This is a genomic window from Ectopseudomonas guguanensis, assembly GCF_900104265.1.
Lineage (GTDB): Bacteria > Pseudomonadota > Gammaproteobacteria > Pseudomonadales > Pseudomonadaceae > Aquipseudomonas > Aquipseudomonas guguanensis.
In genome coordinates this window covers 56,422-82,621 of sequence record NZ_FNJJ01000006.1, presented here as the reverse complement: position 1 = coordinate 82,621, position 26,200 = coordinate 56,422, and the positions used below count along the sequence as shown (strand labels likewise).

23 protein-coding genes and 2 pseudogenes are annotated in these 26,200 nt (G+C 55.5%); 9 read left to right on the top strand and 16 right to left on the bottom strand.

What is annotated here, in order from left to right; translation table 11 throughout:
* Nucleotides 1–10: 10 nt before the first annotated feature.
* From darT to BLS61_RS23645, 5 genes are all read right to left on the bottom strand, one after another.
* On the bottom strand, nt 11–646 hold the full coding sequence (darT, locus tag BLS61_RS10430) for a type II toxin-antitoxin system toxin DNA ADP-ribosyl transferase DarT (RefSeq protein WP_090430544.1): 636 nt from the start codon (nt 644–646) through the stop codon (nt 11–13).
* Nucleotide 647: 1 nt separating this feature from the next.
* On the bottom strand, nt 648–2,525 hold the full coding sequence (locus BLS61_RS10425) for a site-specific DNA-methyltransferase (RefSeq protein WP_394328141.1): 1,878 nt from the start codon (nt 2,523–2,525) through the stop codon (nt 648–650).
* 134 nt (nt 2,526–2,659) lie between these two features.
* The gene (locus BLS61_RS10420; RefSeq protein WP_090430542.1) at nt 2,660–3,415 is read right to left on the bottom strand and encodes a DUF4391 domain-containing protein; all 756 of its coding nucleotides are present in this window, start codon (nt 3,413–3,415) and stop codon (nt 2,660–2,662) included.
* A 3-nt stretch (nt 3,416–3,418) separates the two neighbouring features.
* Entirely contained in the window at nt 3,419–6,607 is a 3,189-nt protein-coding gene (locus tag BLS61_RS10415) for a helicase-related protein (RefSeq protein WP_090430540.1), read from the bottom strand.
* Nucleotides 6,608–6,712: 105 nt separating this feature from the next.
* On the bottom strand, nt 6,713–7,858 hold the full coding sequence (locus tag BLS61_RS23645; RefSeq protein WP_167358713.1) for a competence protein CoiA family protein: 1,146 nt from the start codon (nt 7,856–7,858) through the stop codon (nt 6,713–6,715).
* 103 nt (nt 7,859–7,961) lie between these two features.
* Here BLS61_RS23645 and BLS61_RS10405 point away from each other — a divergent pair, with 103 nt between their 5' ends.
* A complete protein-coding gene (locus tag BLS61_RS10405) occupies nt 7,962–8,147 on the top strand; it encodes an AlpA family transcriptional regulator (protein WP_090430537.1) in 186 nt (61 codons plus the stop codon).
* Nucleotides 8,148–8,216: 69 nt separating this feature from the next.
* Here BLS61_RS10405 and BLS61_RS10400 read toward each other — a convergent pair whose 3' ends face one another.
* The 4 genes from BLS61_RS10400 to BLS61_RS10385 form a co-directional block, all read right to left on the bottom strand.
* The gene (locus BLS61_RS10400; RefSeq protein ID WP_090430535.1) at nt 8,217–8,876 is read right to left on the bottom strand and encodes an inovirus Gp2 family protein; all 660 of its coding nucleotides are present in this window, start codon (nt 8,874–8,876) and stop codon (nt 8,217–8,219) included.
* 247 nt (nt 8,877–9,123) lie between these two features.
* Nucleotides 9,124–9,618, bottom strand: a complete 495-nt coding sequence (gene radC / locus BLS61_RS10395; RefSeq protein ID WP_090430533.1) for a RadC family protein — start codon at nt 9,616–9,618, stop codon at nt 9,124–9,126.
* A 122-nt stretch (nt 9,619–9,740) separates the two neighbouring features.
* Nucleotides 9,741–10,208: a hypothetical protein gene (locus BLS61_RS10390; RefSeq protein ID WP_090430531.1), complete on the bottom strand. Its 468-nt coding sequence runs from the start codon at nt 10,206–10,208 to the stop codon at nt 9,741–9,743.
* Nucleotides 10,209–10,215: 7 nt separating this feature from the next.
* Complete coding sequence (locus BLS61_RS10385; protein WP_090430529.1) at nt 10,216–11,229, bottom strand: GumC domain-containing protein; 1,014 nt, start codon at nt 11,227–11,229, stop codon at nt 10,216–10,218.
* Between the two features lie 175 nt (nt 11,230–11,404).
* Here BLS61_RS10385 and BLS61_RS10380 point away from each other — a divergent pair, with 175 nt between their 5' ends.
* Entirely contained in the window at nt 11,405–11,752 is a 348-nt protein-coding gene (locus tag BLS61_RS10380) for a helix-turn-helix domain-containing protein (RefSeq protein ID WP_090430527.1), read from the top strand.
* 345 nt (nt 11,753–12,097) lie between these two features.
* Here the strand turns inward: BLS61_RS10380 and BLS61_RS10375 are convergent, their stop codons facing one another.
* From BLS61_RS10375 to BLS61_RS10365, 3 genes are all read right to left on the bottom strand, one after another.
* Nucleotides 12,098–12,991, bottom strand: a complete 894-nt coding sequence (locus tag BLS61_RS10375; protein WP_090430525.1) for a recombination directionality factor — start codon at nt 12,989–12,991, stop codon at nt 12,098–12,100.
* A gap of 93 nt (nt 12,992–13,084) precedes the next feature.
* Nucleotides 13,085–14,089, bottom strand: a complete 1,005-nt coding sequence (locus BLS61_RS10370) for a YqaJ viral recombinase family nuclease (protein ID WP_090430523.1) — start codon at nt 14,087–14,089, stop codon at nt 13,085–13,087.
* A 75-nt stretch (nt 14,090–14,164) separates the two neighbouring features.
* Entirely contained in the window at nt 14,165–15,133 is a 969-nt protein-coding gene (locus BLS61_RS10365; RefSeq protein ID WP_090430521.1) for a DUF932 domain-containing protein, read from the bottom strand.
* An 82-nt stretch (nt 15,134–15,215) separates the two neighbouring features.
* Between BLS61_RS10365 and BLS61_RS24050 the strand changes: the two genes are divergently transcribed.
* Both BLS61_RS24050 and BLS61_RS10355 read left to right on the top strand, forming a co-directional pair.
* On the top strand, nt 15,216–15,590 hold the full coding sequence (locus tag BLS61_RS24050) for a hypothetical protein (protein ID WP_167358712.1): 375 nt from the start codon (nt 15,216–15,218) through the stop codon (nt 15,588–15,590).
* Between the two features lie 344 nt (nt 15,591–15,934).
* A complete protein-coding gene (locus tag BLS61_RS10355) occupies nt 15,935–17,305 on the top strand; it encodes a YfjI family protein (protein WP_090430517.1) in 1,371 nt (456 codons plus the stop codon).
* Between the two features lie 50 nt (nt 17,306–17,355).
* Here BLS61_RS10355 and BLS61_RS10350 read toward each other — a convergent pair whose 3' ends face one another.
* Nucleotides 17,356–18,330: a hypothetical protein gene (locus tag BLS61_RS10350; RefSeq protein WP_090430515.1), complete on the bottom strand. Its 975-nt coding sequence runs from the start codon at nt 18,328–18,330 to the stop codon at nt 17,356–17,358.
* A gap of 182 nt (nt 18,331–18,512) precedes the next feature.
* Between BLS61_RS10350 and BLS61_RS10345 the strand changes: the two genes are divergently transcribed.
* Nucleotides 18,513–18,719 carry an AlpA family phage regulatory protein gene (locus BLS61_RS10345; RefSeq protein WP_090430513.1) on the top strand — a complete coding sequence of 69 codons (207 nt, stop codon included), beginning with the start codon at nt 18,513–18,515 and terminating at the stop codon, nt 18,717–18,719.
* Nucleotides 18,720–18,776: 57 nt separating this feature from the next.
* Here BLS61_RS10345 and BLS61_RS10340 read toward each other — a convergent pair whose 3' ends face one another.
* Nucleotides 18,777–20,168 carry a site-specific integrase gene (locus BLS61_RS10340; RefSeq protein ID WP_090430511.1) on the bottom strand — a complete coding sequence of 464 codons (1,392 nt, stop codon included), beginning with the start codon at nt 20,166–20,168 and terminating at the stop codon, nt 18,777–18,779.
* A gap of 510 nt (nt 20,169–20,678) precedes the next feature.
* Nucleotides 20,679–20,801: pseudogene (locus BLS61_RS23840) on the bottom strand (GNAT family N-acetyltransferase); the annotation flags it as partial.
* Between the two features lie 186 nt (nt 20,802–20,987).
* Here BLS61_RS23840 and BLS61_RS10330 point away from each other — a divergent pair.
* The 3 genes from BLS61_RS10330 to BLS61_RS10320 all read left to right on the top strand — a co-directional run bounded on the left by BLS61_RS10330 (nt 20,988) and on the right by BLS61_RS10320 (nt 25,677).
* Complete coding sequence (locus tag BLS61_RS10330; RefSeq protein WP_090430507.1) at nt 20,988–21,317, top strand: four-helix bundle copper-binding protein; 330 nt, start codon at nt 20,988–20,990, stop codon at nt 21,315–21,317.
* A gap of 260 nt (nt 21,318–21,577) precedes the next feature.
* Nucleotides 21,578–22,804, top strand: a complete 1,227-nt coding sequence (locus BLS61_RS10325; protein ID WP_090430506.1) for a cation:proton antiporter domain-containing protein — start codon at nt 21,578–21,580, stop codon at nt 22,802–22,804.
* A gap of 752 nt (nt 22,805–23,556) precedes the next feature.
* Complete coding sequence (locus BLS61_RS10320) at nt 23,557–25,677, top strand: FAD-dependent oxidoreductase (protein WP_090430503.1); 2,121 nt, start codon at nt 23,557–23,559, stop codon at nt 25,675–25,677.
* Here BLS61_RS10320 and BLS61_RS23835 read toward each other — a convergent pair.
* Nucleotides 25,667–25,875, bottom strand: a pseudogene (locus BLS61_RS23835) (JAB domain-containing protein); the annotation flags it as partial. The gene BLS61_RS10320 and the pseudogene BLS61_RS23835 overlap by 11 nt on opposite strands.
* 12 nt (nt 25,876–25,887) lie before the next feature.
* On the opposite strand from BLS61_RS23835, the gene BLS61_RS10310 reads away from it, so the two are divergent.
* Nucleotides 25,888–26,094, top strand: a complete 207-nt coding sequence (locus tag BLS61_RS10310; RefSeq protein WP_090430501.1) for a hypothetical protein — start codon at nt 25,888–25,890, stop codon at nt 26,092–26,094.
* The last annotated feature ends 106 nt before the right edge of the window (nt 26,095–26,200 follow it).

Here is a 26,200-nt window from a genome sequence, read left to right as displayed (position 1 = left end):
GGCTCTTCACTCAGTAATACCACTCAGGGCGCAGCTCGACCATTGGTCTGTGCCCCTGTGCAGGCAGTGCATTCGCTACCTGCGTATAAATTTGCCGCGACTGTACGCCGATGCGCTCGACCAAGTGCCATGGAAAGCTCTGTTCAAGCAGGAACTCTGCTTGCTTAGGCTCTTTGCACTGGTGCCAGATCCGCGCTGCTACGGCATCCCAATTGATCTCGTTCAGTTGCGCCAGATCTGCACGATCCTCGAAGTAGTAGGAACCTGCATTGGACAGTGTGAATGCCCAGCGCCTGGCTTGGGCATTAGCCCACTGTACAGTCGCGTGCAGGTCAGCCTCCAAATGTACGATAGGCCCTTGGCCGCCGTTATAGGCAAGATCTTGATGTCCCCGGCTGATTAGGAACAGCATCACCGAGCGTGGACAAAAATAGAACGGCACGCACTCTCCAACATGTAGGCCCGGATGGCTATCCAGCTCCAGTTGCAGGCGACGCTGCTTGATATGGTTCATGCCGATGGTCGTGCCCGGCAACGCCTGATTCAACAGTACCGCATCGGACAGCAAGCAAGCGCTGGCGATGATGGACGGTAAACGGTCCACATGGCAGATGTGGTAAATCTTGGGCTGCGCTGGCACCGCCATTTTACAGGCTCCGCACGTTTTTGATGCCGGCCTGGTTGAGAATGGCGGCCAGGTTGGTTTTGGCAATGTCGTCGGCAAATGCGCTGTCACGGAACACGCAGGTGCTATCGCTGGCTGGGGCTTGTGCCTTGTGCCAGGCAACAATCCCCTGCGCCAGGTCTTCTACTTGATCGCGGGTTATCTGCTCGGTCAGGCAGGCTATCAGGACGCCACCGCCGATGCTGTGCACGGTTTTGCCGGCGATCTGCTGCTGCTCGATGGGGACGCACAGGTCCAGACCGAGCTTAAGCAGCAGCTCGTAGAGAATGTCGTACTCGCTCCGACCTTCAATAAGGTGTTCTTGGTGAGCCAGAAGATCGGCTGTCAGGTCTTCTGGGGTTGGATTCCATGCCCGGATATTTGATGTATCCAGCTTAAAAGTGCGGAAACCCGTATCACCAGAGAACATGGGGTTGTCGGCTTTGATCTTAGTCCCAGCGCGGCGTAGTCGTTCTTTTGTAATTTCTGCAATGTTCTCAAAAGCACCTGATGCTATTGGCTCTGGAAGTTGAACGAGAATAAAGCGTCGATTCCCGTCGTCAGCAGAGTTTAGAGATAGAGTTGCATGCCCTGTAGTCCCTGATCCTGCGAAAAAGTCTAGAACAATGTCGCCGGATTTTGGTGATGTTGCCAGCTGCAGAACTCGCTCTATGAGTCGAGTAGGCTTTGGTGTGTCAAACGACTCGCTCTCGGGGAAAAGAGATCTCAGTTCGTTTTTCGATGTTCTATTGCTGCCAACATCTTCTTTCTTCCATAGCGTGCGAGGCGTTAGATCTGCTACTTCTGTTAAGTAGCGCTTAATGCTAGGGCGAGCATCACCCTTTGGCCCCCACCAAATTCTTCCATCAGCATCTAACTCTCTTAGCTTTTCCTCAGAAATACGCCAGAACCTTCCAGGTGGAGGTGAGAAAGTTCTGCCAGTAGGGCCGGCAATTGTATATTTTCCTTTCGAGTAAGGCTTGTTGGCATAAGGGTCTCCGGGTAGCCATTCACCCCTTGGATCATTATCTGGGTTGGAGTAAATAGAGTTGGCGGCTTCAGTGCGTGGCAGCCTGTCAGGTGTCCACTCAGGGTCTTTGGAGAAGATTAGAATATAGTCATGGTCTTCAGAGAACTGTCGTGCTGAATTTCGTGGTGAGTCAGCTTTCTCCCAGATTGCAGTTGCTGAGAAATTTTCTTCGCCAAAGACTTCGCTCACCATTGAACGCAAATGATGAATCTCATGGTCGTCTATTGAAATGAAAATCGCCCCGTCAGGACTCAGTAGGCTTCGTGCTAGTACGAGTCTGGGGTAGATCATATTTAGCCAATCTGTGTGATATCGGCCAGAGTTTTCGTTGTTTGTGCTTGTCTTGATGCCTGCTACTGATTGGCCTGTTATTTCAAGATAATTTTTTATGTTGTCTTGGAAATTATCAGGGTATACGAAATCTTGGCCGGTATTATAGGGTGGGTCGATATAGATCAGCTTGACCTTTCCCGCATAGCTCTTTTGCAGCAACTTAAGTACTTCGAGGTTGTCGCCCTCGATCATCAGGTTCTGGGTAGTGTCCCAGTCCACACTTTCATCGGGGCAGGGCAGTAGCGTGCCGGTGCTGGGTGTTAGCGCCAGTTGGCGTGCTGCGCGCTTGCCGTGCCAGTTCAGGCCGTACTTTTCGTCGGCGTCCGTTACGGTGGCGTCGCCGACTAGCTGTTTGAGCACGTCCTGGTTGACGGCCACGCCATTGGGACCTTCGGTGATCAGCTCAGGGAACAAGGCTTTGAGTTTGTCGATGTTCTCGGCCTTGAGGTCGGCGCTGTGCGCTTCCGGCGACTGTGCGTCGATTTTTTGCATGGTCATTCGCTATTTCCTTCACGATCTACCTGCACGTATGTGTTTGCAGGCGCGGTGTAATGCTGGCTGGCATGGTATTCCATTTCGACAGCCTTTTAATGCTTGGCGGCTAGGTTTTGCTGCTTGCTAGAACCATCGGCCTAAAGTCTTGCTTGGGCTTCGCTGAGCGCTTGCTGTAGCTGCTTCAGTTGCAGGTTTAGCTCCACCTGACGGGCAATCTGCTGAGCCTTTTGCGCCTGGGCGCGCAATGTGGCGATCTGCCCTTGTAGCTCGATGCAGGCTTGCAGGGCTTGGCGTCGGGCAGTGGCATCGAGCAGGTTGTTGACGGCGCGAAAACTTCCCGTGTGCTGCGCTGCCTGCAGGGCAAGCAAGGTATCTACCCAGCCCTGATAAAAGACGCTCAGGTCACTACGCGGTTGACGCTCCAGACTGATCGCATCGAGAAAGGCTGTGGTGATCTGAGGGGCGGCTGGCAGCACCGTAGCGGTAGTGATTTCACCATCGAGCACGGTCTTGCTGGCTTCGTTCTGCGCCCAACGTTTATGGCTGAGGGAGAGCTGTACCGACTCCGGTGTGCTGACCATTAGCAAGGTTGGGTGAGGGACGGCGCGGTGCAGCAGTTCAATGAGCCTTGCTGGTCGAGCTGACGGGCGCAGGGTGAGGTGCAGCACGGCGACTTCCACGTATTCACGTTGGGCGTCGCGGTAAGCGGGTATGCCGCAATTGCCGGGCTTTAGCGCGGCAACCCACTGGACCTCCTCAATGCCTTCATTGATCTGCTGGCGATCCGCTGCTGTCGGAGCCAGATTATCGATCAACAGCTTTTTGGATACGCGCTGATTGACCCGTGCCTGCTCAGGCAGTTGCAGGGCTGCAATGATGTCCTCGGCAACCACGGCTCACTCCTGGGGCAGTATGACCATGAAGGCGATCACTTCGAAGTCGTTGCTGCCGGCGAACTCGCCTTTCATCGCATGGCTACCGGCCGGGTTGAATAGGCTGGCAATGGCGCGCTCTTCGCTTTTGCCGGCGACAGATGACACTGCAGCTGCCAGCAGGCTTTGTGCATAGCGCATGTCTTCGCCTAGCTTGGTGAGCTCGTCGAATCGGTTGCCAGCGGTGGCATCAGGCAGTTCGCGGCCAAGGGCCAGGCGCTTGAGGCGATCCAGAATGCGCTTGGCTTGGGTGAAGGGCAGTAGCACGGTTTGATCTTCTGCCACATGGACGAGGTAGTGGGGCGCAAGTGGGTAGCCATCGCTGATCTTGTCGGCAGCTTCTCCCTCAGCGCGCAGGCAAAAAATAATGCCGGGCGGTATGTCCTCGTCACGCGTTGTAGTGATGGCACAGGCACCCAGCGGCATGTTCTCCAACACGCCGGGATGGGCCTTGAGGTATTGGGCGAGGTCGATACGGAAGTCGGTGAGGGTGAGGTCGGTGATCGAAACGCCGCTGGACAGATCTTCCAGATCGATGACGGCATCCTGCAACTTGAGCAACTGCTTGCGGCGGTATTCCAGATCGTTCATCGCGTCGCCGGACTGCGCCTCGATCAGGTTCTCTTCCCCGGTGGCGGATACGTCTAGCAGAACCATACGACCACTGACGCGTTGCTCCAGGTTGATATATTCCTCCAGCTCCATATTGGGCCAGAAGTTGACCAACTGGATGTGCTGGTTGGGTGAACCGATACGGTCGATTCGACCAAAGCGCTGGATGATCCGCACCGGGTTCCAGTGGATGTCATAGTTGATCAGCCAGTCGCAGTCCTGCAGGTTTTGGCCTTCAGAAATGCAGTCGGTGGCAATCAGCAGATCCAGCTCGCCTTCCTCGGCCAGGTCGGCTGGGCGCTCTTTCGAGCATGGAGAGAAGGTCGTCAGTATGGATGCCAGATCGGTACGCAGGCCGGGGATCGTAGTTTGGTTGCGGCCGGAGCCGGTGACCAAGGCCGTTTGCACGCCCAAGGTTTCATTGGCCCAGGAGGCGAGCTGCTCGTACAGGTAGCGCGCCGTGTCGGCAAAGGCAGTGAAGATGATGACCTTGCGATTGCCAGGATTGATCGGGCTTTGGCACTTCTCAGCGAGCATCTTGCGCAGCTCTGCCAGTTTGGCATCACGCTGGGGTTGTACTTGTTGTGCTGCAGATAGCAGCGTGGCCAGGCGATTGCGATCCTCCAGCAGATCTTGCTTCCAACGCACCAGGTCGACGTCACTCAGCAGCACCTTGACCTTGCGTCCGACCAACAGTGCTTCGAACGCTGGATCGTCGATGTCGACATCGGCGATGTCGATTTCTTCAATTTCGTGGGCGTGTTGCTCGATACGTTCGAGCGTGCGTTCGACATCCTTGAGTTGTCGTTCGAGGGTCAGCGCAAACGACGACACCGCGCTTTCCATGCGCTTGAGTACGTTGATGCGCAGCAGGTGGATCAGGCTCTCCTCGCGGTCAGCCTGGCGGAAGAAGCTTTCGCCACCGCGGATCTCGGTGCTGTATTTGGCGTCGTAAGCCGCTTGCTTGTGCTGCAAGACGTAGCGCAGCGGCGCGTAGCTGGCGAGGTTGAGCCGGCGAATCTCTTGGTTGATTTCGCGAATTGCGCGAAATTGCCCAGCAGCATCCACGTCAGCTTTGATGTTGATCGGGGGCAGGCGTGTGGGGAAACGGCCGGTTTCGGTGGTGCCGTAGTACTTCTCGATATGCCTACGCGAGCGGGCGATGGTCAGCAGGTCGAGAAGGGTGAAGTAGTCGAAGCCGAGCATTTCGACTAGACGCTCCGGAGTCTTCTCGCGCTCATCCAGATCCAGCCAGCGATTGAACTGCAGCTGGGCTTTGCGGGTGGTGGCCTCGATGCTGCTGATGCCGTGTTCAAACAGGGCGTTGTCATCGCCCTCGGTCACGAAAGCGATCTGGTTACGCAGGTCAGCCAGGCGATTGTTGACCGGGGTGGCGGACAGCATCAGGACTCGGGTTTTTACACCCTCGCGGATGATTCTGCGCATAAGGCGGTCGTAGCGTGTTTCTTGGCCTTGGCGCGGGGCTTTCTTGTTGCGGAAGTTATGCGATTCGTCGATCACGACCAGGTCATAGTTGCCCCAATTGATGTGGGCCAGATCGAGGTCGCCGGAAAGTCCGGCCTCGCGAGAAAGGTCGGTGTGATTGAGGACGTCGTAGTTGAAACGGTCTGACGCCAGCACGTTGCGCCGGTCATTGGCTTTATAGAGCGTCCAGTTGTCGCGCAAGCGTTTCGGGCACAGCACCAGTACGCGGTCGTTGCGCAGTTCGTGATACTTGATGACGGCGAGTGCTTCGAAGGTTTTTCCCAAGCCAACGCTGTCAGCAATGATGCAGCCTCCAAAGCGGTTGAGCTTGTCGATGGCCCCGACTACGCCATCTCGTTGGAATTTGAAGAGCTTGTTCCAGACTACCGTGTTGCGGATGCCTGTGGCGGACTTCACAACGCGCTCTTCATCCAGCCCATCGTCCTTTTCTTTGAAGAGCTGATGGAGAACCAGGTTGTATAGCGTGGCCGGCGAGCGCTGCTCGGCAATTTCGCGCAGCGCATTCAGCAGCTCGGTTTTATCGCTGGGGCGGGTGTTCAGGGTTTGCCATTGGTTATCAAACCAAGGCGCAAACATGGCTGCTTCCTGGGGCGACTCGCTGGCCTGAATCAGGCTCATGGGGTTGCCGGGGGTTATGCCGAGGCCGTCGGTGGTCAGTGCAAATGAGCCCATGACGACCTGATCGGACATGCCGGTGGCATCCCTCAGTAACCCGATCCCCTGAGGGATAACTGAATTGGCGCGTTTCAGCTCGACCTTGGCATTCAGCCAATCGTGGCAGCGTCTGGCGAGGCTACGGGTAGTGAGGCGATTACGTGCGGCTCGGTCTGCTTCTCCGCCGAGCAGTTCCAGGCTCTCGCTATCGGACGGCAGAATCAACTGAACTTTCCGCAACTGAGCAAGGGCTTTGGCCAGTTCAGAGAATGCAAACAAGGAGAGCGCGGGGGAGACGCAGGCTAGCTGGTGACCAGCTTTGATTCGCTCGTTGAGCAAATCGATCACTCGGTCTTGGCCGGCGTTCTGGATCAACCTCATTGCGTGCTCCCTTGCGCAGTGATTCACAGTTTGCGAGGCATCATAAACGGGTTTCTATGCGTGGCGCAGCGTCTGCATAGCAGCGCGCCAGCATGTGGTCAGCGGCTATTGCGTGGCATCTTTCTGTAGGGCGGGTGTGATTAGGACGCCTGCGCTGGCCTTCAAGTCGGGCCTTAGGAGTAGGCGAGGCACTGATTTCATCGACATGGTGGGCTTCGCTGAGCAACGCATGCGCTTGTGTATGGTCAAGGGTATGTCCGGCGATAACGTCACGGGGTTTACCGTGCTGGCAGACGCGTCGCAGTAAAGACAGAACTGGGACTCCGGCGGGCTGAGTAAGTGGCAGGCCGTGCATTCAACGGCTCTCCCTCCCCAGGCCTGTAAGGCCTTCAGCATGGTTTCAGCGATCAGCTCGGCTCTGCCCTGCACGGTATTGTCCTGCTCTGTGGCCGGTTGAGCGGTCGCGATTTGACGCTGTCTGGCTCTATGGGCTTCGAGGCTAAGCTGCAATTCGGCTTTCTCTTTGTCGAGCTCAATTTGTCGGGCTTTCTCAGCAGCCACGCGCTCGGCCTGTTCGAGTTGCGACCGAGCATTCAGTTCGACCGCAAGTGACTGAAGCTTTTGCTGCGCGATTGCCGCGAGCCTTTCTCCCCGTATAGATCGGATCCAGTTTCGGTTTGCTGGGTCGTGTAGAACAGCGTGCTCGAAGCTGGCCGGATCATTGATTTGCTCCAGTGTGAGGTGATTGAGATCGATCTCCATGCTGGAGTGCTCAAGGCCTTTGAGCAGGCGATAACGCTCATGCTCCATCCGTGAGGAGAGCTTGATCCGGATGATCAGTTGCCTATCGGATTGATGCAGGACGGCATGACCTCTCATGCCGTCCAGGTCGACGAACCGCTCAACTCTATCTGCAGTGGTGGCCACGGGCTGCAGCTCGACCTTTTCCTCCAGCAGCCGGCTATCTTGTGTAGCCACTCTGACTGTTTCTATCAGCGCTGGGAGCATGAGATGTTTGTGCTGAGCGATTAGCGCGACCGCAGCACGTCTGACGCCTTCGCGAAAGCCATCAAAGCAGTCATTCGATTTCGCATGGCGGAAGTGTGGTACGACCTTCTCGCCATTGTTAGCTGCATTCAACGGTTGCTGACATCCGGGGCAGACGCATCCGCAACGCAGTCCGTTTTCGACCTCGTAGGCGCGAAAGAGGGTGCCGTCACGTTCTCCGAAGGGGATCTTGGTTTCGTGCATGTCCTTTGCTGAAGCTTTTCTGATTGTTAATTGATTTGTGTCTGGTTGCGGCGAGGCCCGTCCAATCCAGCGCTGAATTTAATCAATTGGAGTGTGACTTGTCATGAAAGTGTTGCGGTTGGATGCGGTCGTCCAGGTTACAGGGCTTGCTAGATCAACGATCTATAAGCTAATCGGTGAAGGTGAGTTTCCGCGACCCGTGCCGCTTACAGGGCGGAGTGTTGGTTGGATTGAAAGTGAGGTGAACGCTTGGATTAAATCGAAGATTGACGAACGTAACATGGCCTAAGTTGTTTTGTGGGTAGCGCTCACCTGTAGGGTTACAGTGGGTGGGTGAATACAGAAGTTACCCACCTGCTCAACATCGACTGCAACCAAATCCATGCTGCCCATTACCGTACTGCTTGGTCGCTGCTTTGCAAATATAACTGGCTCTCCTGAAGAAGCTCTTCTGGCTTTCTCTGTCATCAATGTCTATCCGATAGGTTGCGCTTTCAGGAATGTGCACCAAGCCAGCAGCTTTTTCAACGGGTATCTTGAGTGCGCTGGCCCAAGATTCCACAAGGCGGTTGTAGTTGTTTCTTCTACCTAGCTCGAAGGTTCCAAGGCTATTGTAAGCATCATGGTTGAGGAAAACTATTCCGTGATAGTGTTGCTGATCTCGGCTTGCAATTTCTCTTGCCCATGCATATAGAACGGTGCTGCCATGAGCTCGATTGTTAACGGATTTAGCTCGTTTGCGATCAATCTGTATCTTCTTTTTGTAAGAGGCGTAGAATCGTTGAATTACGTTATTCGTCAACGCATCAATGGGGTGTGTTGACTTGTCTTCGGGTAAGCGCAAATCAAAGCGTATAGCGTAAATCCTGTGGTGACGGGCTAGAGCGCTTACCATGAGGTGTTGTAGTTCAAAGAGATGATTAGCTACGAAGGGGCCTTTGCTTACCATAACTGGTAAGCCTTGGTAAGTGTCGTTGTAGTGGAGTGATAAGTTGGTGTTTGTCTTATGTCTTTTCATCTGCTGATCATTCTGTATTTGTGGTTATTGTGTATGGGTATTTGAAACATAAAACTATTTACCGAGCACTTGGTGTGATTGTTTTCTAGTTGGGGGTCTTGCTATTGGTGGCTTTTATGTTTTCTTTTGTTTGTTATTTAGTCTTGATAAATATCACCAATAGATAGTGATGGGCTTGTTGTTTTTACAAAAAAATAAATGCAGGAGGCTGTTGCCTCCCGTTTTTATATGTGGTTGAGGTGCGGACTTATATTTGATTGAGTTCGGCGAGCGATACGCAGCCTTCAGCTCCCACGATGATGTGGTCGAGCGTGCGTACGCCCACCATCTCGAGTGCCTGCTTGAGCCTGCTGGTCAGGACACGGTCTGCATGGCTTGGCTCCGGATCACCGGAAGGGTGGTTATGCACCAGCACTATTGCTGCTGCATTGTGTTCCAGCGCTACTTTGACGACTTCGCGGGGATAGACGCTGGCACTGTCCAGGGTGCCGCGAAACAGCTCCTCAAATCGAATGACACGGTGTTTGCTGTCCAGCAGTAGCAGTGCAAATACCTCATGTTCATAGTCCTGCAGCAGGAGCTGCAGGTAGCTAAAGACCTCCTTGGGTTGATGCAAGGCCTGGCCTTTACGCAGCCGCTTGTTGGCCAGGTGTTGAGCCATTTCCACGATATCGGCTTCGGTCACCGGTGCATCGGCGATATAGGTGCCAGCGGACTCGCCGGCCTTGAATTTGGCAGTCATAGGACCTCCATACGGCTGTGTTTGTAGGTGCATAAAAAAACCGCCGGACCATCGAGTGATCTGGCGGTTTGAGGGGGGGATCAGCTGAGCCCGTATTTCAGGTCAGCTGTGTCAGTGGGGCATCAGGGCAGGCGGCCTTCGCTACACCATTGCTGCCATTCGGTGATCTGGTCGTGAGTGATCGCGACCTCATCTCCTTCATCTTGGCGGTAGGCAGCGATCCAGGCATCCAGGCACGCTTCGGCATCCATTGCGGAGGGGGGCGGATCTGCTTTCATTCGACCCAGCTGAAGCAGCCGGCCCTGGAACTGATATTCAACGCAAGCGTAGTTCTGGCAGTTGGTCTGGACGCTCTGCTCCCAAACGCGTTGCTCCTCCTGAACACGCTGCTTGGTTGCTTCGCTGTAGTTAGGACTGTTCATGATTTTATTGAAGCCCTTGTCGACAGCTCGTTTGAGCGCCGTCAGGGATTGTCGATAGCAGGTCTCAACCTCTTGGGCAGATCGCCTGGAATCACAATAGGCATTGGCCTGGACGTTGATCGAGGTCGCCAGCAGTAATATCGGAACAAGTGCTACTAGTCGCTTCATGTGGCACCTACAGCAGCGGCGCTTTTTGGCGTAGGTCGAAATAGGTCTTCACGTTATTGCTGTAGACGTCCTGCAGGCTACCGAGCCGATTGATGTGACCAAACCTCTTGATCTGTCCGTCGCTGTAAGTGCCTTCCAGCCCCGACCAGACGAGTTCGATTTCGTCATCCTTGACGACCCACTCAAAGATTTCGGCAACTGATTCTATGGTGGCGGCATTGTCAAATTGCTCCAGCTTGGCGGCGTGCTGGGCATCCAGCTCCTCAAGCTTGGCAGCAACGGAGTTCTGCAAGTTTTCATAAAGCTCCGTTGCCCGATTCAGGCGCTGCTGAGAGTGAGCCACCGATTCTTGCCCGCGAGCATTCTGGACTTCGCTCAGGCGAGCCCGCTCCTCAGCAATCTGGGCTTGAACCTTTTCGCGTTCAGCCGCCATGGCCCGAAGCAGCTCCTGTTCGTTCTGCTTGTGCGCAGCGAACTGAGGAGAGGTTGTGTCTCGCGTGTAGCTCAAGAAGTAACGTTGTGCAGCTGACGCAACCTCTGGGCTGCCGGAATAGTTCTGAAGCGAGCGAGAGGGTACGTTTTCGGAGAGCAGATCCTCTCGGGCCAGCAGGTCGGTGAGCCGGTCGCTGTCCAAGGTTGCAGTGTTGGCGGGCCGCGGTTTATTCAGCGCGTTCTCGGCGGCTTCCACCTCCATGCGTGCCGGTTCTAGATGGACTTGGGCAGCCCGCTTTTCCAAGTCGAAGCCGCTGAGCAAGTTCTCCCGTATGCGATGCTTTTCCTGTGCGTAGTACGGCTCGATGCCGGTGATATGGCACTTGTACTGAACAAGCTCTCTGTTTCTGTCATCGGTGATGACGTCCCACTCGACGCTGTCGCAAATGCTTCGATTGCTGAACGCCTGGTCGACGGTGTATTGCTCGTTGATTTTCATTCGACCGTTCTTGACGGTATCGATGGCTTCGTTGCAGCCGGCCAGCGCCAGGGGCAGAAGCGGCGCGAGAATGATCGTTCGCAGGTTCATTTGATCCTCGAATGGTTTGAAAATGAAAGGGAGGGGTTTGAAGCGGGCTGCATCCTGCAGGGGGATTCCTGAGTTTTTAGGTTGTCTATGGACTTTAAAAGTTGAGATTCAACTTTTTGAGTCCTTCATGTCAATAAGTGGTTAGCCAACCATCCAGGTCGAGATGGGAGGCAACATGTCCGAGAATGATCAGAAGCACCTGGCCGAAGCTGTAGGTCGAGCGATTGCCAAGCAGCGTGTCCGCGCCGGTATGACGCAAGAGCATGTGGCGGAGCGGCTCGGCATCGGCAGCGAGGCGATTTCCCGCATTGAGCGGGGTATCGTCATCCCCAACATTTCTCGGTTGCTGGAATTCGCCGCCATCTTCGAGTGCGAGGCCGCGGACCTGCTGACAGAAGCAAGCCCGCGAGCCGACGATCAGGCGCAACGGATCAGTCGTATGCTGGCTACGGTCTCACCGGAGGATCGCCAGTTGATCCTGGGGCTGGTCGAGCAGTTGGCGGATCGCCTGGCTGAGGCGTAAGGGTGCCGCTAGGCTGCTGGTCGAAACGTGCACCACAGCGCAGGCAAAGGCACTCGAATTCCCCGAAGTGATAACGCTGAACGTCCTGGGCAAATTCCCAGCCCTGGGCGCATCCAGAGGTTGCGCTTTCTACGGTGCGTGTAAGGCGTTCGAGTCCCATCTGAAACGTGTCGCCGATACAGCGGTTTTGGTGCGCATTGCTCTGCACGCGTATCTCCGAACAGCCGTCCAAGAAGCCGCCTAGCGTTCCCAGCAGTAGAGAGACGGCTTGCGCCTGCGCCTTGGTGATCACGAGCGTCGACTCGCAAATCAGGCATCGTGTTTCCATGATGATTCTCCTGAGACTTAGGGCCTCGCTTCGCTGCTGAGCGATTCCAGCTTGGCGGCCAGGGCTGTGCGTTGTGGGGGTGAAGGCTCGCTGGCGGTGGGCGCTGGCTCGGTGAGCGGGAAGAACTCATCGACAATCGCGCCGCTGTCCTCCTCGTTATCTTCGAAGGCGCCATTGCCCAGCCCTTGCTGCGCGGCGCTATCGAGCGCGCGCTGGTCAAAGCCGGCCGCTTGGCGAGCCTCATCCAATTGCTTGGCGGCCAGCAGGTTCTCCTCCACGCTCATGCCGCCGCGCAGCGTGATGTCTACGTAGAAAATGGGCGTGCCATGACTTTGCCGGGTGGATTTGCCGCGCAGGCGCAGCTCCAATGCCAGGCAGGCCAGGCGATTGCCTGAGATCGCCTGAAAGTATTTCAGGCGTGCTGCGAGGGTACGGATGCTGTTGAAACCAGTGGTGCGGAACACAAAGCTGCCAAGCGGATCCTCATCGCCGATAACCACGTTCAGTCGGCCATACGGCTTGCAGGCGCCCCCTTTGGCCAGTGGGCAGGCATCGGGTGAGGGGCATGGCAGTGTCTGGATTCCATCCTGACCAATGCGCTTGCAGGTTTCCCCATTGCCCACACAAACCGGGCGCCCGGTTTGCCGATCGAACAGGGTGTAGTCGGCCCGGAAGTTGAGCTCGGGTTCGTTGAACATCAGTCGGATAGGGATGCTGCGCAGCTTGTCCTCTTTGACCTGGCGTAGCTGGTCGTTGAGTGGATGCAGTAACCAGCCATCCTTGCCTTGCACCTGGGAGGTGATGGTGAACTGATCGTCTTTCTCTGGCAGACGTTTGCCGTTTCTCTCGACGACTTTGCCGATTGAGATGCGCCCAATCACTGGGGGCGTTAGAGCCAGACCTTTCAACATGGGTGTTCTCCTGGAAACGAAAAAAGGCCAGTCCATGCAGCGCGAACTGCATGGACTGGCCAAGGGGGAGGGAACGGGTGGGAATACTCGGATTCAGCCGACCAAGAAGCGCCGAGCGCCGGGCTTCAGTAGCGGGTACTTGGCCTGCAAGTAAGGTTTGTCCTTGAGTAGCTGAGTGACGTCCAAGCCAATGCTGTCTTTGGCCTTGCGCCAACTGACGTAACCGCTGGCGAACTCAGCCCGGCTGGCGTCACCCATGGCTTGCTGCAACATCTGCTTGAGCTCGGCTTCTCGCTTCTCCTTGTCTGCAATCGACTGGCGAACGGCTTTCAGCTCGATGAAGGCTGCGGTCAGTCCGGCATGGCTGCTGAAGTCGATGACCTGGCCGTTGTCTTCCGGATAGAGGCAGCGCAGGGCCATTTCAGCGGATGCCGAGCCATCGGCCGGTGGCGGTGTGTCCGTTTCCACGTACTGCCAGAACCTGCGCTCCAGCTCGATGAGCCGCGCGATCATCTGCTCGTCCCGCTCGATTCGGTGAATCTCCAGCGCCTGACCGCCGAGCAGTACAGCCACATCAGCCGCCTGCTTGCCGGTGACGGCGAGCTGGTGCATGACCTGCAGTTGCACATACTCGGGCGCGCCCTCTTTCCAGAGGCGTGCCCCGTTTATGCCGGCAGTCTTGCATTCGAGAATCTGCACATCGTCAGCGCCGATCACCTCACGGTCGATGTTGGCCAACATCCAGGACATTTCCGGATCCGGATGCTGGAGCACGGCGTTGATGCGCCGCACGCGGTTCTTTGTGCGCTTGCTGTAGTGCCAGGCCACGATAGGCTCGAGTACGTTGCCCCAGTAGGCTGGGCTTTCCTCATCATGCGGATCGGTCTTCGGCAGTTTGGTGTCGCGGCCGGTTTTCTCCAGCCACAGTTCCAGCTGCGATTTGTAGGGATTGAGGCCGACTGCTGCCGCTGCATCCGAACTACCGATACCTTGCTTGCGGATTTGCAGCCAGTCCTCGCGCGGCAGCTCCTTTGTGCTGACCAGGCGCAGGGCAGGGCGTTTCTTGCGGGTGCTGCTGTTCAGTGACGTTGCTTTCATGTTGCTCACCTGCAGACATAAAAACGCCCGGCCAGCACAGGGCTGACCGGGCGCGAGGGTTGATGTAATGGAAGCTTAAGCGGCGAGTTGCAGCGCAGCGTCCAGGGCGCGCTGCTTGATCTGCGCGCCTTGGCCGAACCAGGCCGAGTCCATGCGGTACTCGTTGCTGCGTGCACGGCGTTCGTGGTCGACGTACTCGGTCACCGCATTGAGCAGGCCCCAGGCGGTGCCGCGTGCCGAGTCCAGCTGACTGCCTCGGCCACGGCCTTCATACAGCTCCTGAACCTTGCGCAGGGCGCGCTCATTGGGCAGCTGTTCGGGTAGCTGAGCAGTCGGGCTGGTCTCGCACATCACGTTCATGAAAAAGCCCAATGCTTCATGCCATTGCACCTTGCGCTCAGCCAGCGCTCGCATGCGGTACATAAAGTCATCCCATTGCGAGACGGCGATACCGAGCTGCTTTTTCACCGTGTTTGGATCAAAGCGGGTGTTGTGCGGCACCTTGATCGCGCGACTGGTGCCGTCCAGGGCAATGGTCAGAGTGTTATTGCACACCACGCGAACGGTAGTGGGGGTTGCTGTAGTGGCCAGGGTGCCGTCACAAGAAGTGGCCAGCAGCAGGTAACCATTCACCTGGTCATTACCCTTGAGGGCTGCGCCCTGTCCGGTACGCGCCAGTGCCCAGAACTTGCGCCCGCCCTTGAGCACGCCAGCAGTTTCCAGCTCGTAGCCGGAAACCTCGGTGAGATCCCGGTAGAACTCCAGAACATCACGGGGCTGAACCGTGTGGTAGCGGTTGGAGACCACAGACAGCGGGGCCTTGGTATCCGAACGAAAGAGCACCTTCTGTTCGGGAAACGAGTGGATCGTACCGAGGTGGCCAATGGCGTCTGATTTGAAGTGCACCGGGCTCTCCATAATCTGCCAGTCCATACCGGCTTCGCGTTGCCAGACTTCAAGGGGCTGCTTTTGCGTGAGCTGATTACCCAGGCCATGCCAAGGCGTGGTGCCGACATAGGCCATTTGCTCGATTTGATGAGCCATAACGATCTCCTTGCCAGAGGAACTGGCTATCGCCCGGCAGCTGAGTGCCGAGTCATTGAGTAGAGGGAATGAAAGAAGGCGCATGACGCGCCTGGAAACCGGGAGGGAATTACTGGTCGTTGAGGGAAAAAACATGACCGCAGGCATGGCACTCAAAGTTATCGAGTACGCGGGCATCGATTTCTTCACCCATGCGCGCGCCAGCCAGGCTGCCAACGGCACCACCCGCCAAGCCGCCGAGGATGGCGCCTGCCAGGCCACCCAAGGCAGCACCGATAGGGCCTGCGACCGCACCAAGGGCCGCGCCGCTTTGTGCGCCGGCCAAAGCGCTCGCCGCTCCGGTTGCAGCGCCACCGACAGCGCCAGCAGCACCGCCGACCTTGCGTCCATGGTTACGTGCTCTGACGCGTTCAGAATTACAGAAAGGGCAGTTGATCGACATCGTTCAGGCTCCTGATAAGGGAAGGGGTTAAGAGGGCAATACGCACCCGTCTTCAATTAGATTATTTAGGTCTGAACTTTGGTTATTTAATATCTTTATCGAATATATTGCCGAGATGCGCGGAGAAAGGGGCGATATTTTTGATATTCGTAGCTGAAATATCTGAAATAGCAGTGAAAGGATAAAAATCTCGGCTTTTTAAAAGGCTTCTAGATCATCTATTTTGAGTCGTGTCAATGCTTCTGCTTGAGTTTGTGAGTATGGCTAAGCAAGGCTGTATTGGGTGAGTAGCTAACTCGTTAGGGTGCGCGGGTCATAGGCACAGAGCCTATGACCCATCGAGCACTTAAGGAGCGCTTATGTACACGTCACGTAAAAAACTACCACCACCTGGCTCTATTAATGTTAAAGCGCTTGAGCACACGCTGCTTTGGTCCGCTTCAGAGGAGTTGGCGTATAACAGCAAGGTTCATCCTGAAGTGGTTGCACTCACCCTGCTGGGAGGCATTTCGGCGGTCGCGCAGGGGCGATTCGATGTAAAGCTACCGTACGATGTGATAAGGCCGGTTTCAATCAATGCGCTAATCGTGGTTGAGTCTGGATATGGCAAGTCGGTCATTTATGAAAAAGTGATGATGCCAATTCAAAGACTGCAGCGTGAGGAGAGAAAGAAGTCTGTGTTACTTGCTGATGATGAGGAGGATGCTGTCACTGCTTTGCGTAGTTTTCAACTGCTTTACAAAGATGTTACCCCAGAAGGTTTATTTGCAAGTTTGCAGAGATCAATTCCAAGTGCTGCTTTGGCCACAGATGAAGCTGAGGTTTTTTTCAAAAGTGCAATGAGTGGGGCGAGAGGGCACCTGAATACTCTTTGGGATGGCCGGGACACTATTGTGATGCGAGCAAACAAGGATGATATCGTACTTGAAGATGTTCGGCTTATGTTAATGCTGATGGCTCAGCCCGCTGTAGTTAATGACTTTCTTGAGAAGAAAGGAGCCCTAGCCAGAGATTCGGGTATGCTGGCTCGTTTCATAGTTTGTGCTCCAGATAAGCGGGCAGAAGTTCGCATACGAACTCTTGGCGAGAAGCAAGACAGCAAGTTGTGGGCGGCGGTAGAGCAGCGTATAGATAAGCTGGCGAGGCTTAATTTGTCTTTAAGGAAAGGACAAGTTTTTAGGCAACCTATCGAGTTTGAGCATGACGCAGCATCTTACTGGATTGATATAGTCAATGACATTGAAGTGGAGATGATGCCGGGTGGTAGGTTTGAGCATGTGAAGGATCACGCTTCTAAATTAGGTGAAAATATTGCACGGATAGCTGCATTAATTCAGATATTTGAGATGAAGGCTAAGATAACAGTATCAACTTTGATCGCTGCGGTCGAGCTGTGCTGTTACTACTCAATGAGCTTTAATAAAATTTTCATGCCGGCGCCAAGGTTTTATCAGGATGCCCAGATTCTATATCCGTGGCTTCTTGAGCGCTTAAGGAGCGGTTGTCAAGACTTGTCTTATAACGTTGTTCGTCAGTGTGGGCCTGCGTCTTTGCGAGATAAAGCACGCTTGAAAGAGGCTGTTGATCATCTTGTTTGTAATGGATTGGCAAGAGTTTATATGGATGGGAAAACTAAAAAGATCAGCTTGAATATTGTTGGCACTATACCGCCTGTAGTGATTAATAATGGAGATATGCGATTTTCACCATATTCCACGTGGCAGAAGTAGTGGGTGCCAGTGCGTATAAAAGAATCACCCGTGAAAGCGGGCGATTCTTTTTATGTATCCATGGCAGCAGATATTTCACTTAAGCTCGCGCCTCTTGAGAGAAGTGCTAGGCCTCTCTCAATCTGCTCCTTTGTTTTGATTGATTTTATCTTTTTGATTGTCACTGTTGGCATATCACTAAACTTTTCGACTAGCATATAAAGAAGTGCGGTTTTCATGCCTTCGTTAAAGTTAAGTGTGAGCGTTGTCTCGTTGAGCATGCTGTTTTCATTGTCAGCGCTTGTATTGGGTTGTTGGCTTCTAATCCAAGCTAGTCTATCGGTGATTCGTGCTCTAGGCCCTTTGAATTTGTCGGTAATCTCAAGGGAGGCTTCAAGTATATCAGTCTTCAGTTCTCCAATATCACTGATGTCTAGTATCTTATATTCTTTATTTATGTTTATTATGATTTTTGATATGTAATCAATTCTTTCTTTGGTTTTTGCTTTGCTTAAGTCAAGGTTTTTGTAGTGGATATATTTGACGAGAGCCTTGATTATTGGGGTGTCTTCTTTTTTGGATGGCTTCAGGTGTTTGGCGTGTGCTGCTTTAGAGGCGCGTCCGTCGTAGTGTTTGTTTTTGATATTTATTAATATTTCTAAAGCGGTTAAATGAGCCCTGGCATTTATCAGGGCTGCTATCATTCTTGCTAAGATCGGGTCGGTGAAGTGGTTCTGCCCAATGGCAATCATTGGGGCGAGTTCACGGCTATTTATTCTTTCTGTGTGGAGTGCGTATAAAAGGCATTGCCTATAATTTTCGAGTATTTGCGAATCTATTGTTTTCTTGTCTTGGCTTATTACAAAGCTTGGTTCAATAGATAGGTCGATGTTGGAGCTTGTGAATTCAATCTCATTTCTAATAGAGGTGAGTTCTTCATCTCTTTTTTCGTAGCCAATTCCCTTCAGCTCGAAAGCTTGCTGAATATAGCCGTGTGCCTTCGTTAGGATGTTCTGTAAAGCCGACTTGGGTTGGGTGCTTGACATGTTTGGCTCTAGAAAAAATTTAAGGTCTGTCGCCTTTTAAGATAAGGCATTTTATGCTGTGCTGCAATATCTCTGCTTGTGATATTTGCAAGGCTCAAGCATAAGCATTGGTCAAGAAAAACTAAAACTTCATTCTATGGCCATTGCCCCCGAGCGAGTTGGGGCTTGGCGTGGATGGAGTGATGATGAGGATTTTACGTCTGAGGCAAGTGCAGGAGCGAACAGGGCTTTCGCGATCTACGATATATGATCGAATTAATCTAAAGTCTCCCCGTTATGATCCAAATTTCCCGAAGCCTGTGAAGATAGGGCTTTCAGCAGTAGGGTGGCTTGAAGAAAGTGTTAACGATTGGATAAAGGAGAGATTCAATATTGCTGACGGTGATTGATGGCTATTCAGTTTTTACTAAATGGCTCATTGGTTTGTGTTTTTACTTTTGTGACGCTCACAAAAAACCGCTTCTTTTCGGGGCGTTCTTGACTCGGATACTCTTCTCAATACGAAGCAGGTGTCTTAAATGATCTCCAAGTTTTCGCCATGCATCTGCCATTTCCTTGTTGTAGCTATGGCGCTGGTAGGTGCGTTTAATTTTGTTTTCTTCAGTGTGATTCAGGCAGCGCTCAGCTACCTCGGGTAGAACGCCAAGTGCCGTCATTATAGTAGCGCCGGTTCGCCTAAGGTCATGTGGTGTCCACTTCCCACCCTTTAACAGGAGGGCTTGAGCTTTCGCGCTGCGGTTGCTCATGGTGCCCTGGTCTGGTTTGCGCTGCCTGTCACCTAGCTGCTTGGTTACAGTTTTGGAGCAGACCGGTCCAGTGTCTTTGGTGTTGGGGTAGCACCATTCGCTTTGTCTGCTGATGGTTTTGACGCGTTCGAACTGATCGATGGCAAATGCGGATAAGGTAACGGTGTGCGCCTTACCATTTTTGCTGTCCTCGCTGGGTATGAGCCAGGTGCCTGCTTTCAGGTCGACATTCTCCCAGCGCGCGTTCATCAGTTCCCCTATACGACAACAGGTCGATAGGGCTATCCAGATTGCTGCTTCGGTTGAGGGAAGCAGGCCGGCCTCAGGTGCTAGCTTGGCCAGGGTTCGGATCTCATCCTCACTAAGAACTCTGTCCCGCTCAGTGTCTTTGCCGCCAATCTTTGCTTTTCGGATGCTTGCTGTTGGGTCGTGCTCAATCAAATCACGATCCACGGCGAATCTGAACATTTGGCGCATCAGGCTGAAGATCATTTTGGCCATCCGGTTAACGCCGCGGGCAAGCAGCGCATCGGTCACTTCTGTGATGTGGCCTTTTTTTACTTCGTCGAGAGGTAGGTCACCCAGGAAGGGTAGGACGTCCTTTTTGAACATCCGGCGAACCTCATCGCCGCCATCCTTGAGGTTGATCAGGTCTACCTTTGCCCAGTGGTCGAATAGGTCATTGACGGTTTTCCTGGCAGCAAGTCGAGCATGGGCTGCTTCGATGGCTGCTTTCTCAGCGGCGATTCTTGCAAGCTCGGCATCGCGAGCTGCGATTCGGGCAGCCTCCTCAGCTTCCAGGTGCTCCTTTACATCTTTGATACCTGACTTGTGCAGCCCGGCAAGCTCTTTGGCTCGTTGGCCGGCTTCGGCTAGCGTCATCGTGCCTTCGTTGCCATCACGGCTGTATGTACCGATAGGGAAGGTCACGCGCTCGCTGCGGCTATTGGTATAGCGAAAGTAGAACAGCCGCTCTCCGCTAGGCGTGATCCGAGCAACTAGGCTGCCATGTCCCCAGATGGCAACTTCGCTAAGCCATTTGTCACTTGCCCCTGGTTTGCCAGTCATCTGGCGGTCTGTAATCTTGGCCATATGGTCAGCTTCCCCGTTGCCAATTGGTTGCCAATTGAGATTGTCTGGTTGCCAATTCGTTGCCAATTGAGATCGGCTTTCTTCGAATCGAATAGGGCCATTTTGGACGATAACTTAGCTGTAAGCTAGTAAAATCAAGGGTTTGGCGGGGGTGCTTTGAATTTGCTTGAATCTGCTTGGACGGATTATCACCTGTATGGGGTGCAAGGGGTAGAGTGTTCGAATCACTCCGTCCCGACCAAAAAACCCTAGAAAATCCAGTCACTTAGCAGTGACTGGATTTTTTTATGTCTGGTGGTTTTGTGGTGCCTTAGATTTTCGTGCCACTTTTTCCGCCACCGGGATTTTTGCTGCTATCGAGCCTGATGCTGGCTAGCTATCTTCCGTACTTGTTCAATGGAAGGGGCTTGGTTTCTGCTGACATTGCAAGCCTCCGGCCAGCGGCTGAACGCTTTAACAGACGTTCCTGTTGTCACGGCCCTAGTCCTGAAGGCAGAGCTCAAGGCGCAGTTACAGATGGAAATCACCCGCGGCCTCCGGCTGGTAGAGCACTTTTCTGATCTCGATCCGGCGGGTTCGATCTGAAATCCGCCAGTCGATGGTGTCTCCCTCTTGGTAGCCCAGGATGGCGGCGCTGTTCCGGCGATCTCTGATGAGTTCGATTTTCCAGGCAGTGGCTGGCCGTTGGAATGCCGCACGCGCTGCCGGGAAAACTGCCTGAACCCTATTCCGTTGACCTTAGTCCACTGCAGACATCGTCTCGCGCCAGCGCTCTTGGCTGCGCGAATGTATCAGCCAGTTTTTAATTGGAGAACGATCATGCATAACGCTCGTTTCGAATCCTGCATCAAGGCCTGCCTGGACTGTGCAGTAGCCTGCGACTACTGCTTCAGCGCCTGTCTGGAGGAGTCACAGGTGCAGATGATGGCGCGCTGCATACGTCTGGACCGCGAATGCTCAGAGATCTGTCGGCTCGCCGCATCGCTGATGGCTAGCGGCAGCGACTCGGCGCATGCGCTTTGCAAGGTCTGTGCAGACATTTGCAGGCAATGCGGGGAAGAATGTGCCAAGCACGAGGCTGAGCATTGCCAGCAATGCTCCAAGGCCTGTATGCACTGTGCCGAGCAGTGCAGCCAGATGGCTGCCTGATACCGCGAGTGGGATAGCCGACGTTATCTCCTACGTCTGAACCTCGCGGATGAGCGAGAGGCAGGGACTTTTGCCTGCCTGGGTTCACCGCAGTACATCGAGGAGCAGCTTGGTCAGTCAGGCGAACGGTTGCGCGGATGCCGGGCGAACCGAGCGGGGATGCAACACCATACTCAAGATAGAGGCAGATCGCTTTTCTGTCCGGGTTCTGCTGCGAGTCTGCGGCGCACCCGCGCCCTCGCGCCGAAAGGGAGGCAGCGATGCAACAGCTCTACCTGGGACTCATGGCTGCGACGGCCATCATCCTGCTGCTAGGGCTGCTGTCGCGCCCGCTGAAGCGTTACGGCCTGGCGGCGCCCTTTCTCGCTCTGCTGGGTGGCGTAGTGCTTGGTCCGCAGTTGCTCGGCCTGTTACAGCCGGATGGCTGGGGGCGCCCTCAGTTGTTGCTGGAAAAGGCGGCCCAGTTGAGTTTGGCGATAGGTCTGATGAGCGTGGCGCTGCGCCTGCCGGCCGGTTATGTAGCGAAGCACTGGCGCTCGCTGTTGGTACTGGTGGGATTGGTTCTGCCACTTATGTGCCTGTGTGCAGCGCTGCCGGCGTATTGGCTGTTCGATCTCTCGCCTTTGCTGGCGCTGCTGATCGGCGCTGTGGTCTGTCCCACCGACCCCATAGTGGCCACCTCTATCGTCACTGGCGAGATAGCCGAGCGTGATCTGGATGAACCTCTTCGCCACCTGATCTCTGCCGAGTCGGGTCTGAACGACGGGTTGGCTCTGCCACTGGTAATGTTGCCGTTGCTGTTGCTTGGCCTGCCTCCGCTCGAGTCTGGCCGGCAGTGGCTGGTGATGGTGGTGTTTTGGGAGATCGGCGGTGCCGTGCTGTTCGGCCTGGTGCTCGGTTGGCTGGCCGGCCGGCTGCTGCGACTGGCCGAGGGAAGGCACTTCATAGAACGGCCTTCGTTCATGAGCTACACGGTGGCGCTGTCTCTGCTAGCACTGGCCGGAGCGGAGCTGCTGCATACCGACGGCGTAGTAGCGGTGTTCGTCGCCGGGCTGGCATTCGACAGGATGGTTGGCGGCAAGGAGCGGGCGGAAGAGGAGCGGGTACAAGCCGCGATGGACCAATTTTTCACCCTGCCGATCTTCATGCTGCTCGGTGTTTTGCTGCCTTGGGGCCAATGGCTGGCCCTGGGCTGGCCGGCTGTCGCGCTGGTGGTGGCGGTGCTACTGCTGCGCCGGCTACCGGCCCTGTTGTTGCTGCGACCGCTGCTACCGGCGTTGCGGTTGCGTCGCGACCTGCTATTCGCAGGTTGGTTCGGCCCGATCGGCATCGCTGCGCTGCTTTACGCATTGCTGGCCAGCGAACGCAGCGGCGAGCCATTGGTCTGGCATCTCGGTAGTCTGTTGATATGCGCCTCGGTGATCGTTCACGGTCTAAGCGCGACACCCTTAACGCGCCTTTATGGACGCTGCAGACGGCGCGATTGAGCCGTATAAATAAGCCGCCATATCCAGCGCCACCTGGGTACCCACTCCCAGGTCGGGCATCGCCGAGCCGGGTGCGATCGTTTGCGGGTCGCGCAGCCATCGCACCAGGTTGGCAGGGGTATTAGGCACCGTGAAGGTGCCGATCATCCACCAGCTCAGGCTGGCGATCATTGTCCCGTGACAGGGTATCGAGGCTCATGCGCCACTCGCCCGTATACAGGCGGCGCGGGTCGAGTGATCGTTGGCGCGGTCTTCCATCATCGTGCTTTCCGTTCGCTGCGAAGTGGCGGTTGAATTTGTCGCCGCTGAAAACGCGACGACGTGATCTCTAAGATTCCGTATGTGTCGGTTGCTGCAACCAATGCAGCGGCGAAGGGGGAGGCTGATAGTGAAGGTTCCGTCAGCAGGTTGCCCCGTGAACGTCCGGCACGATCCATCCGGAGCTCACAAGTTGTGACAGAGGAGCGCCCGAGGGGTTTCCACATTCTCGCGATGGGCTCCGTACGTCCTGATCGAGCGCTCTGAATCTCACCCAGTTCAGGTGAACGCCTACGCATGTTGATCGGACGGGTGCCGGCTCGCCCTTTCGTCAACCTTGCGCCCCCCTAATTCACTGGAACGTCGGCTCGCCCCGTCGCTCCAACTAAGCGTTACCGGAGAATTAACCCACCAATGCCTTGCGCTAATCTCACCACCGACTTTGCCAGGCTCTTGCTCCGGCCCGTCTCATGGCTAACCAGGGTTGTGTTCGGATGAAAGCTAGCCGCTGGATCATCTTGGCTCTGCTGGTCACCGCGGTAGCGTGTTTTTTCATCTTCGATCTCGGCGAATACCTCACTCTCGAATCGATCAAGTCGCACAGCGGCGCGTTGAAGGCGAAAGTCCAGGATCATCCCTGGTGGGCCGCCGGGGTTTTTTTCGCCATCTACGCCGCGCTGACCGCGTTATCGTTTCCAGGTACTGTGGTGCTGACACTGCTCGCCGGCGCGCTGTTCGGCTTGATAGAAGGGACGCTGCTGGTTTCATTTGCCTCGAATGTCGGTGCACTGGTGGCGATGCTCATCAGCCGCTTCATGCTGCGTGACTGGGTCCAGAAGCGATTCGGTAAACAGATCGCCGGAATCAACAAGGGCCTGACACGCGACGGCACGTTCTACCTCGTCTCCTTGAGGTTGATTCCGATAGTGCCGTTCGTGCTGCTGAACCCGGCCCTGGGTCTTACCCGAATCAACATGTGGACCTTCTGGTGGACCACGCAGCTGGGAATGCTTCCCGGCCATGCCATCTACGTGAATGCCGGCGAAAAGCTCGTCACTCTGCGCTCGGTGTCCGACATCCTCTCGCCGAGCATCATCAGCACCCTGGTGTTGCTGGCGGTGTTCCCGATCATCGCGACGCGCCTGTTGGCCTACTACAAGGCGCGCAAGGTCTATAGCGGGTGGAGCAAACCAAAGCGCTTCGACTACAACCTTGTAGTGATCGGTGGCGGTAGCGGTGGGCTGGCCACGGCGCGTATTGCCGCCTCGTACAAGGCGCGGGTCTGCCTGGTCGAACGGGAGCGCCTCGGTGGTGTGGCCATGCATGAGGGCGGTGTGCCGACCAAGGCGCTGCGGCGCTTGGTGAACGAACTTCATGTGAGGCGCGACAGGCAGCCCCCGGCCGAGGAGTTCGCCGAGCTGATGACGCAGGTTCGCCAACTGACAGAATCCGCCCGCCACGACACCTTGTCCGAAGATTGTTCGCGGCTCGGCGTCGAGGTGGTCGAAGGCGAGGGCCGACTCAGCTCGCCCTGGACGGTCGAGGTGGAAGGCCGCACGCTGACCACCCGCGCGGTGATCATTGCTACGGGCAGCCGACCTTGGCTCCCACCGATCTCTGGCCTCGATGACATTGAGCCGCTGACCTGCGACACGCTGTTGCAGTTGCGTGAGCGCCCTGACCGGCTGCTGGTGCTCGGCAGCGGGGCAGGGGCCTGCGAATTCGCTCAGCTCTTTCAACGCCTCGGATCCAGGGTCTCCTTGGTCAGCGAAGATGCGCGCCTGCTCGAGCAGGAGGATGCCGATGCCGGAAAGCTACTGGCCGCCGCACTTGCCGCTGACGGCGTGGACATCCAGCTTGGCTTGAAGGCACAGCGGGTCGAGTCGCATGCGGGCGAACGCCGGCTGGTTTGCCAGGGTGGTGAGAATGGTGTTGTGTCGCTGCCGTTCGATCGGCTGTTGCTGATGACCGGCAATTACGCTGATGTCGAAGGGCTGGGGCTGGACGAACTGAAACTGCAATGCTGTGACGATGTTACGTTGGAAGTGGATGAGTATCTGGCCACTTGTTACCCGAACATTTACGCAGTAGGAAGTGTCGCCGGGCCGTGCGGGGCCCCGCATGTCGCAGAGCACCAAGCCTGGTATGCCGCGGTGAATGCGCTATTTGGTGGACTGAAACGGTTCGTGGTGAGCGAGCGGGTATTGCCCCGTGCCGTCTTCACCTCGCCGGAGATAGCGTCGGTGGGCCTGACCGAGCAAAAGGCGCGAGAGCTGAAACTGGAGTACGAGGTGACCCGCCTGGATATGGCGACGTTGCCGGGGGCGGTGGTCGAAGGTGCAAAGCAGGGGTTCGTCAAAGTGCTCACCCAACAGGGTGAGGATCGAATTCTCGGCGTCACCATCGTCAGTGCCCAAGCGAGCGAAACACTCGCCGGATTCGTTGTGGCGATGAAGTACAAGCTGGGCTTGCGCAAGCTGGGCGACACAGTCCAGCTTAGTCCTACCCAGGCTCAAGCGCTGAGACGTGTCGCTGAGGCCTGGCGGCAACAGCACAGATCCGCACGACTGCTGGCCTGGGCCGAGCGGCTGAGTCGCTGGCGAATCAAAAGGTAAGCGCGCCAGAGCGACTGGTTACTGTGCGTTGGCCGGCCACGATAGTGTTTTCCAGCCAGCGGACATCGATTAGCGCCAAGGCTTCTTTCAAACACTGTGTGTGAGCCCCTTGTCTGCCTGGCTAGGCTATGGATCTGCGCTTGGATGGTCGTGCGCGAATATCACAACAGCCGCATTCAGACGCAGTGCTTCCTTCATAGGAATCGCACCATGAGAAAACCTTTCCTTCTAGCAGCCGTTCTTTTGGCGGTGCCTGGCTGTCTGGTGGCTGGCTTCATGATGCTCTGCGAGATCGCCACCGATCCTTTTGGCCGAGAACTGGCGCTCCGATCCGGACCGAGCCACGGCCCGGATGGCAAGACCGAGTTGAACCTGAGCGACGAACTGGTCTGGCGGCGGCATGCCGCTCCAGCGTGAGAGGCGCCTACCCGTGTGTTCCGAAGCGGGTCTCAGACGAGTTCGAGGATGCAAGCCCCAAGCGGCAGCCTCACCTGAGTGCGCAAGAGCCGGACGCCACAGTTAC